4 protein-coding genes and 1 pseudogene are annotated in these 9,492 nt (G+C 72.9%); 4 read left to right on the top strand and 1 reads right to left on the bottom strand.

Translation table 11 applies throughout. The features are described 5' to 3' along the window. Nucleotides 1-20: 20 nt before the first annotated feature. Nucleotides 21-2,687: an alpha-glucan family phosphorylase gene (gene glgP, locus ACFU6K_RS20295; RefSeq protein WP_380664880.1), complete on the bottom strand. Its 2,667-nt coding sequence runs from the start codon at nucleotides 2,685-2,687 to the stop codon at nucleotides 21-23. 1,042 nt (nucleotides 2,688-3,729) lie between these two features. Between glgP and ACFU6K_RS20290 the strand changes: the two genes are divergently transcribed. The 4 genes and pseudogenes from ACFU6K_RS20290 to ACFU6K_RS20275 all read left to right on the top strand — a co-directional run. After that, a complete protein-coding gene (locus ACFU6K_RS20290; protein ID WP_380664882.1) occupies nucleotides 3,730-5,685 on the top strand; it encodes an alpha-1,4-glucan--maltose-1-phosphate maltosyltransferase in 1,956 nt (651 codons plus the stop codon). Continuing rightward, on the top strand, nucleotides 5,682-7,406 hold the full coding sequence (gene treS / locus ACFU6K_RS20285) for a maltose alpha-D-glucosyltransferase (protein ID WP_380664878.1): 1,725 nt from the start codon (nucleotides 5,682-5,684) through the stop codon (nucleotides 7,404-7,406). Before ACFU6K_RS20290 ends, treS begins: the two co-directional genes overlap by 4 nt. A 252-nt stretch (nucleotides 7,407-7,658) precedes the next feature. Continuing rightward, complete coding sequence (locus tag ACFU6K_RS20280; protein WP_380664876.1) at nucleotides 7,659-9,149, top strand: phosphotransferase; 1,491 nt, start codon at nucleotides 7,659-7,661, stop codon at nucleotides 9,147-9,149. Nucleotides 9,150-9,291: 142 nt separating this feature from the next. Next, nucleotides 9,292-9,492, top strand: a pseudogene (locus ACFU6K_RS20275) (hypothetical protein); the annotation flags it as partial.

The following is a 9,492-nucleotide window of genomic DNA, read 5'->3' as shown; positions in this document are numbered from 1 at the left end:
GTGGACGGCCGCCCGCGGCGTCAGCGCAGCAGCCCGGCGTCCATCCCGGTCGACTCGGCCGGCAGGGCGACCAGCCCCAGCTCGGCCGGCGAGGCCAGCCGCGGGTGCGCGGGCAGCACCCGGACGGTGTACCCGAACGGGCCGGTCCGGCAGAGCTCCAGCGAGCCCTCGTAGCGGATCCGGCCGTCCAGGTCGGGCCCGCCGACCGGCTTGAGGGCGAGCAGGCAGGCGTCCGAGATCCGGTCCCGCTCGTCCACCCGGCCGGAGACCGCCTGCACCTCGACGTCGCCCGGCTGCAGCGTCCCGAGCGCGACCTGCACCCGCAGCTCCAGCGAACTGCCCAGCTCCTGCGCCTCGGTCGGGCAGTCCGCCTCGACGTGCTCGACCCGGACGGCCGGCCACGCCTCCCGGACCGTCGCCTTCCAGAGCGCCAGCTCGCGCGCGCCGTGGCCGTGCTGCCCGGCCAGCTCCCGCCGGGCCTGCGCCGCCGGGGCGTACAGCCGCTCGACGTACTCCCGGACCATCCGCCCGGCCAGCACCTTGGGCCCGAGGGTGACCAGGGTGTGCCGGACCATGGCGATCCACTGCTGCGGCAGCCCGTCCGCGTCCCGGTCGTAGAACCGGGCGGCGACCTGGTTCTCGATCAGGTCGTAGAGCGCGGCCGCCTCGATGTCGTCGCGCCGCTCGGCCTCGCCGCTGTCCGGGTCGAGCGCCCCGCCGCTCTCGTCGGCCGTGGGGATCGCCCAGCCGTTGCGGCCGTCGAACCACTCGTCCCACCAGCCGTCCAGGACGGACAGGTTGAGGCAGCCGTTGAGCGCGGCCTTCATCCCGGAGGTGCCGCAGGCCTCCAGCGGGCGCAGCGGGTTGTTCAGCCAGACGTCGCAGCCCGGGTAGAGGCGCTGGGCCATCGCCATGTCGTAGTCCGGCAGGAAGACGATCCGGTGCCGCACCGCCGGGTCGTCGGCGAAGGCGACCATCTGCTGGATCAGCCGCTTGCCGCCGTCGTCGGCCGGGTGGGCCTTGCCGGCGACCACGATCTGCACCGGCCGGGTGGGGTGCAGCAGCAGGGCGCGCAGCCGCTCCGGGTCGCGCAGCATCAGGGTGAGCCGCTTGTACGAGGGCACCCGGCGGGCGAAGCCGATGGTGAGCACGTCGGGGTCGAGCACCGAGGAGACCCAGCCGAGCTCGGCCTCGCCGGCCCCGCGCCGGCGCCAGGAGGCGTGCAGCCGGCGGCGGGCCTCCTCCACCAGCTGGGCCCGCAGGGCGCGCCGCAGCTCCCAGACCTCGGTGTTGCCGATCCGCTCCAGGCCCGTCCAGCGCTTGCTCTCGCCGGTGGTCATCGCCTCCTCGGCGCGCTCGGCGCCGATCTCGGCGGCGCCGAGCCGGACCACCGCCGGGTCGATCCAGGTGGCGGCGTGCACGCCGTTGGTGACCGAGGTGATCGGCACCTCGGCGGGGTCGAAACCGGGCCACAGGCCGTTGAACATCGAGCGGCTGACCTCGCCGTGCAGGGTGGAGACCCCGTTGGCGCGCTGGGCCAGCCGCAGGCCCATGGCGGCCATGTTGAAGAGCTTCGGGTCCCCGTCCTGCCAGCTCTCGGCGCCGAGCGCGAGCACCTGCTCGACCGGCACGCCGGGCAGCGCGGCGTCGCCGCCGAAGTGGCGGGCGACCAGCTCGCGGTCGAAGCGGTCGATGCCGGCCGGGACGGGCGTGTGGGTGGTGAAGAGGGTGCCGGCCCGGACGGCCTCCAGGGCGGCGGCGAAGTCGAGGCCGGTCCGGTCCTCGGCGACCAGTTCGCGGATGCGCTCCACGCCGAGGAAGCCGGCGTGGCCCTCGTTGGTGTGGAAGACGTCGGGGGCGGGGTGCCCGGTGAGCCGGCAGTAGGCGCGCACCGCCCGGACGCCGCCGATGCCGAGCAGCATCTCCTGGAGCAGCCGGTGCTCGCTGCCGCCGCCGTAGAGCCGGTCGGTGACGTCCCGCTCGGCGGGCGAGTTGGCCTCGATGTCGGAGTCGAGCAGCAGCAGCGGGACCCGCCCGACCTGGGCCTTCCAGATGTGGGCGGCGAGGGTGCGGCCGCCGGGCAGGGCCAGGTCGACCCGGCCGGGGGTGCCGTCGGCCTCCCGCAGCAGGCTGACCGCGAGTTCGTCCGGATCGAGCAGCGGATAGCGCTCCTGCTGCCAGCCGTCCCGGCTCAGGGACTGGCGGAAGTAGCCGTGCCGGTAGAACAGGCCGACGCCGACGACCGGCACGCCGAGGTCGCTGGCGGCCTTGAGGTGGTCGCCGGCCAGGATGCCGAGCCCGCCGGAGTACTGGGGCAGCGCGGCGGCGATGCCGTACTCGGGCGAGAAGTAGGCGATCGCGGCGGGCAGCGGGGCGGCGTCGGACTGCTGCCGGGTCTGGTACCAGCGGGGGCCGGTCAGGTACTCGCGCAGGTCGTCGGCGAGGTCGCCGAGTCTGCGCAGGAAGCGCCGGTCGGCCGCGAGCGCGGCCAGGCGGGCGGCCGGGACCTCCCCGAGCAGCCGCACCGGGTCCTCCCCGGTCGCGGCCCAGACCTCCGGGTCCACGGACCGGAAGAGGTCCCTGGTCTCGGGGTGCCAGGACCAGCGCAGGTTGAGGGCCAGCTCGTGCAGCGGCTGGAGTTGTTCGGGCAGGACGGTGCGGACGGTGAATCTGCGGATTGCCTTCACGGCGTGAAGCGTAGCCGCGGCGGTCGGCCGGACAGTGCGTCAAGTGGACTATTGGGCATCCGTTCGGGCTATTGATGAGATCGCATTCGGCGCATTGGACTGCACGGGGGGCGCGCGAGGCGCACATTTCGGGGGCCCGCGCTACCAATACGTGAACTCTTCGGTACGGCTTCATTTCCGATGGCGCATCCACCCGGGAGAAGGCTCGAAACTACTGTCGTACCGCTGCAAAAACCTTGTCGCCGGTGCGAGGATGACCGAAGGTCGTTGATGCGGTGGGGAGTACGACGACGGGTGGCGTCCCCCGCGAAGCAGCACGTCCGAATCCTTTTCGTGTCACCCGTTCCCGTCCTTCTTAGCCCATTCGGCGCTCACCGCGCACGGACGCGTGTCCTCCCTACCGGTCCGCTCGTTCACGGGTGGACCGGGTCGGTCGGGGCGCGCCCGGCGGAGGCGTGCGCCGGGACGCACACGGGCTCCGGGGCGTCCGACCGCCGGCTCGGCGGGCGCCGGGCAGGTTGCCGGGAACAGCGGCGCGGGCAGGCTTCCGGTCGCACGTCCTCCCCACCCAGCAGTCCTCCGGTACTCCCCCGGCCCGTACCCAGGCCCGCGGGGAGCTGCCGCCGATCTCGGGCAGGAGCTTGGCATGCACGGCGACACGCGGGACCAGTCCACACCGGTGGCCGAAGGCCTCGACGCAGCGGTCGCGGAATCCGCCGGACGGATGGATTCTGACACTCGGACAGATCCGGCGATGCCGGCGCCGAGGGCCTCCGGGGCGGTCCGTGCCGGATCCTCCGATTCCGAAGCCCCCTCGACGGCCCGACACCCCGGGGCCGAGGAGGACCGGGCGGCGGCACCCCGCAGGCGCACCACCACCACGCGCCGCACCACCGCCACCACCCCGAAGGCCTCGGCTCCGAAGGCCGCCGGCGCGAAGGCCGCCGGGTCCGCCTCCGCGAAGGCCCCGGCCGCCGGGGCACCCGCCCGGAAGGCCCCCGCTCGCAAGCCCTCCGCCCGCAAGACGACAGAGAGCGACACCGTGATCGGCCGCATCCCCGTCCTGGACGTCAGTCCCCTCGTCGACGCCGGCCGCCGCCCGGCCAAGGCCGTCGTCGGCGAGACCTTCCTGGTCACCGCGACCGTCTTCCGCGAGGGCCACGACGCCGTCAACGCCAACGTGGTGCTGCGCGACCCGCGCGGCCGCAGCGGCCCGTGGACGCCGATGCGCGAGCTGGCCGAGGGCACCGACCGCTGGGGCGCGTACGTCACCCCGACCGCGCCCGGCCGCTGGTCGTACCTGGTGGAGGCGTGGAGCGACCCGGTCGCCACCTGGCGCCGGACCGCCTCGGTGAAGCTGCCCGCCGGGATCGACACCGCGCTGGTCCTGGAGGAGGGCGCCCGGCTGCTGGAGCAGGCCGCGGCCGGGGTGCCCAAGAAGGAGGGCCGCGCCGACGTGCTGGCCGCCGCCGACGCGCTGCGCGACCAGACCCTGCCGCCGCTGTCCCGGCTGGCCGCCGCGCTCGCCCCCGAGGTGCTCGACGCGCTGGTCCGCCACCCGCTGCGCGAGCTGCTCAGCGCCTCCCGCCCGATGCCGCTCCAGGTGGACCGCGAGCGCGCGCTGTTCGGCTCCTGGTACGAGTTCTTCCCCCGTTCGGAGGGCGCCGTGGTGGACCCGGCCGGCGTCGAGCCGCCGCGCCCGGGCAACCTGCGCAGCGCCGCCGAACGCCTGCCGGCCGTCGCCGCGATGGGCTTCGACGTGGTCTACCTGCCGCCGGTCCACCCGATCGGCCGAGCCTTCCGCAAGGGCCCGGACAACACCCTGACGGCCGGCCCGCACGACGTCGGCTCGCCCTGGGCGATCGGCTCCCCCGAGGGCGGCCACGACGCCGTCCACCCGGACCTCGGCACCATCGAGGACTTCGACCACTTCGTCGCCGAGGCCCGGGCGCTGCACCTGGAGGTGGCGCTGGACTTCGCCCTCCAGTGCTCCCCCGACCACCCCTGGGTGAACAAGCATCCGGAATGGTTCAGCCACCGCACGGACGGCACCATCGCGTACGCCGAGAATCCGCCGAAGAAGTACCAGGACATCTATCCGGTCAACTTCGACCAGGACATGGACGGAATCGTCAAGGAAACCATCCGGATCCTCCGGTTCTGGATGTCGCACGGCGTCCGGATCTTCCGGGTCGACAACCCCCACACCAAACCGGTGGTGTTCTGGGAGAAGGTGCTCGCCGACGTCGCCCGGACCGACCCCGACGTGGTGTTCCTGGCGGAGGCCTTCACCCGCCCGGCGATGATGCACACCCTGGCGAAGATCGGTTTCCACCAGTCGTACACGTACTTCACCTGGCGCACCACCAAACCGGAACTCACCGAGTACCTCACCGAACTCAGCGGTGACGCCGCCGCCTACATGCGGCCCAACTTCTTCGTCAACACGCCGGACATCCTGCACGAGTACCTCCAGCACGGCGGCCGGGCCGCCTTCGCGGTCCGCGCGGTGCTCGCCGCCACCCTCTCCCCCAGCTACGGCGTCTACGCCGGCTTCGAGCTGTACGAGAACGAGCCGGCCCACCCGGGCTCCGAGGAGTACCTCCACTCGGAGAAGTACGAACTGCGCCCGCGCGACTGGGGCCGCACCGACACCCTGGCCCCGCTGCTGACCGTGCTGAACCGGCTGCGCCGCCGCCACCCCGCCCTCCAGCAGCTGCGCGACCTGCGCTTCCACCCCACCGACAACGACCAGGTGCTCGCCTACTCCAAGACCGCGACCACCCCCGAGGGGCTCACCGACCAGGTCGTCACCGTGGTGAACCTCGACCCGCACCACGTCCAGGAGGCCACCGTCACGCTCGACGGCGACGGCCCGTACGCGGTGCACGACGAGCTCACCGGCGCCGTCTACACCTGGGGCCGGCACAACTACGTCCGGCTCGATCCCTCAGCCGAGCCGGCTCACCTCCTCACGGTTCGGAGGAACCCAGCGTGACAGTGAACGAGCCCGTCCCCGACACCTTCCCCGAGACCTCGAAGAAGAAGCTCGACCCGCAGTGGTTCAAGCGTGCGGTCTTCTACGAGGTGCTGGTGCGGTCCTTCCAGGACAGCAACGGCGACGGGGTCGGGGACCTCAAGGGGCTCACGGCCAAGCTCGACTACCTCCAGTGGCTCGGGATCGACTGCCTCTGGCTCCCCCCGTTCTTCGCCTCGCCGCTGCGCGACGGCGGGTACGACGTGTCCGACTACACCTCGGTGCTGCCGGAGTTCGGCGACCTCGCCGACTTCATGGAGTTCGTCGACGCCGCGCACGCCCGCGGCATGCGCATCGTGATCGACTTCGTCATGAACCACACCAGCGACCAGCACCCGTGGTTCCAGGCCTCCCGCTCCGACCCGGACGGGCCCTACGGCGACTTCTACATGTGGGCCGACGACGACAAGCAGTACCCGGACGCCCGGATCATCTTCGTCGACACCGAGTCCTCCAACTGGACCTACGACCCGGTCCGCAAGCAGTACTTCTGGCACCGCTTCTTCTCGCACCAGCCGGACCTCAACTACGACAACCCCCGGGTCCAGGACGAGATGATCGCCGGGCTGCGGTTCTGGCTCGACCTCGGCATCGACGGCTTCCGGCTGGACGCGGTGCCGTACCTGTTCGCCCGCGAGGGCACCAACTGCGAGAACCTCCCGGAGACCCACGAGTTCCTCCAGCGGGTCCGCAAGGAGATCGACGCCAACTACCCGGACACCGTGCTGCTCGCCGAGGCCAACCAGTGGCCGGAGGACGTCGTCGACTACTTCGGCGACTTCGCCTCCGGCGGCGACGAGTGCCACATGGCGTTCCACTTCCCGGTGATGCCCCGGATCTTCATGGCGGTGCGCCGGGAGTCCCGCTACCCGGTGTCGGAGATCCTCGCCAAGACCCCGCAGATCCCCGGCGGCTGCCAGTGGGGCATCTTCCTGCGCAACCACGACGAGCTGACCCTGGAGATGGTCACCGACGAGGAGCGCGACTACATGTACGCGGAGTACGCCAAGGACCCGCGGATGCGCGCCAACGTGGGCATCCGCCGCCGGCTCGCCCCGCTGCTGGAGAACGACCGCAACCAGATCGAGCTGTTCACCGCGCTGCTGCTCTCCCTGCCCGGCTCGCCGGTCCTCTACTACGGGGACGAGATCGGCATGGGCGACAACATCTGGCTCGGCGACCGGGACGGCGTGCGCACCCCGATGCAGTGGACCCCGGACCGCAACGCGGGTTTCTCCTCCGCCGACCCGGGCAGGCTCAGTCTGCCGCCCATCATGGACCCGGTGTACGGCTATCAGGTGACCAACGTCGAGGCGCAGCAGAGCAGTTCGAGTTCGCTGCTGCACTGGACGCGTCGCATGATCGAGATCCGCAAGCTCAATCCGGCGTTCGGCCTCGGCAGCTACGCCGAACTGCCCTCCAGCAACCCCGCCGTGCTGGCCTTCGTGCGCGAGTACGAGGGGGACCTGGTCATGTGCGTGAACAACTTCTCGCGGTTCGCGCAGCCGACCGAGCTGGACCTGCGGCAGTACGGCGGGCGGTACCCGGTCGAGCTGATCGGCGGGGTGCGCTTCCCGTCGATCGGCGAGTGGCCCTACCTGCTCACCCTGGCCGGGCACGGCTTCTACTGGTTCCAGCTCCGGCAGCCCCCGCGCCTGAGCGGGACCAGGCGATCGAAGTAACGATCCGCCGCACGTGGCACAGCAGCCGTGAACAGCACCACCAGACCCTCCGGGGGCGCGAGTTGAACCCCCGCGCCCCCGGAGTTCTCTGCACCACCGCGTACGGAGAACAGCCCAACGGCCACCCACACGAAGGCGTGACACCCGAGCCGTGCTCGCGTGCCGCGACCGCCGCGCCGCCGCAATCCGGAAGACTGACGGACCCGGCCACGACCCGTCGGGCAGTCCGCGTGCTTCCGGGGAAAGGGAGCCATGTCCGAAACCTCCCGTTCTCAAGCCCACCTCCAGGACGACGCCCCCACCGGCCCCGCCACCCCCGCGGGCACCCGGGGCGCCGGGGCCCGGAGAACCGCCCTGGGCGTCAGCGAACTCGTCCAGGCGGCCCTGCCACTGATCGCCGCGTGGCTGCCCACCCAGCGCTGGTACGCCGGCAAGGGGAGGCCCATCACCGGCCTCACCCCGGTCGTCGGCACCCCCCTGCAGGTCGGCGACCCGGCCCTGCTGCACCTCCTGCTGCGGGTCGAGCACGCCACCACGGCCGGCGCCCCGCACGGCGACATCTACCAGCTGCTGCTCGGCATCCGCTCCGGCGGGCTCGGGGACATCGGACCCGCCGCCGTACTCGGCCGGCTCAGCCAGGGCCCGTACGACGGCGCGACCCTCTACGACGCGGTGCACGACCCCGAACTCACCGGACGGCTGCTCGAACACCTGGCCACCGGGGACCGCTTCGGCGCGCTCTCCTTCCGCCGCACCCCCGGCTCCGGACTGCCCGCCAACCTCCCCGGCCGCGCCTCCACCGCCGAGCAGTCCAACAGCTCGGTCATCTACGGCACCTCGTACATCCTCAAGCTGTTCCGCCGCATCCACCCCGGCACCAACCCCGACCTCGAACTCTCGCTCGCGCTCTCCCGGGCCGGCTCCACCCGCATCCCCCGGGTCGCCGCCTGGTTCGAGAGCCGGATGGAACGCGCCGAACCCGCCACCCTCGGACTGCTGCAGCGCTACCTGCCGGACGCCGAGGACGGCTGGGAACTCGCCCTCGACCAGGTCGGCCGGCTCAAGGGCGACCGCTCCCCCGGCAACTTCGCCATCGAGGCGCACCGGCTCGGCCGGGCCACCGCCGAGGTGCACCGGGTCCTTGCCCGCTCGATGCCGGTCGCCCGGCTCGACCGCGCCCAGACCGGACGGCTGGCCGGCGCCATGGCCGACCGGCTGGACAGCGCCGTCGCCGCCGTCCCCGGCCTGCTGCGCTTCCGGGCCGCGCTGCGCACCGCCTTCCAGCAGCTCGCCGACGCCCACCCGGACGGCCTGCCGGTCCAGCGCATCCACGGCGACCTCCACCTCGGACAGGCCATGCGCACCCCGCACGGCTGGGTGCTGCTGGACTTCGAGGGCGAGCCGGCCAAGTCGGTCACCGAGCGGCGCGAACCGCAGCCCGCCCTGCGCGACGTCGCCGCGATGCTGCGCTCCTTCGACTACGCGGCCGCCCACCTGCTGGCCGGCGGCCCGGTCGACCCGGAGCTGGCCCACCTGGCCGCCGCCTGGGCCCAGCGCAACCGCACCGCCTACAGCGCCGGCTACACGGCCGGCGGCGGCGCCGACCCGGCCGCCTCGCCGGAGCTGATGCGGGCGCTGGAGATCGACAAGGCGGTCTACGAGGTGGTGTACGAGGCCCGGCACCGGCCGAGCTGGCTGCCGATCCCGCTGGCCGCGATCAACCGGCTCGCCCTGTCCGTCTGACCGGCCCTTCCCGTAGCCATCCCTCCTTTCCCGCACCACGCGTTTCCCGTCCCATCCGATTCCGTCCCGCCCGTTTCCTGTTCCGCCCGTTTCCTGTCCCGCCCGCAGGAGTTCGCCCACCCCGCCGCAGGAGGACCCCGCCGTGACGCCGATCGACCCGACCGGCCGCCCCACCCGCCCCGTACCGGCCACCTTCCTGGCCGGACCGCTCCCCGCCGACGGCCACACCGGCCACGAGCACGGGGCGCACCGGGCGGCCGAGGAGGAGGGGGGCGCCGGCACCGGCTCGGAGCCCCCGGACGCCCTCCCGCCCGCAGCCGCGGAACCCGGGGGGGCCGGGCGC

Source organism: Kitasatospora sp. NPDC057512, assembly GCF_042802135.1.
Lineage (GTDB): Bacteria > Actinomycetota > Actinomycetes > Streptomycetales > Streptomycetaceae > Kitasatospora.
This window is presented reverse-complemented; position numbering and strand designations above follow the sequence as displayed.

Coding starts and splice junctions, on each gene's coding strand:
- ACFU6K_RS20280 (WP_380664876.1), top strand. CDS start 7,659: ATGTCCGAAACCTCCCGTTCTCAAGCCCACCTCCAGGACGACGCCCCC.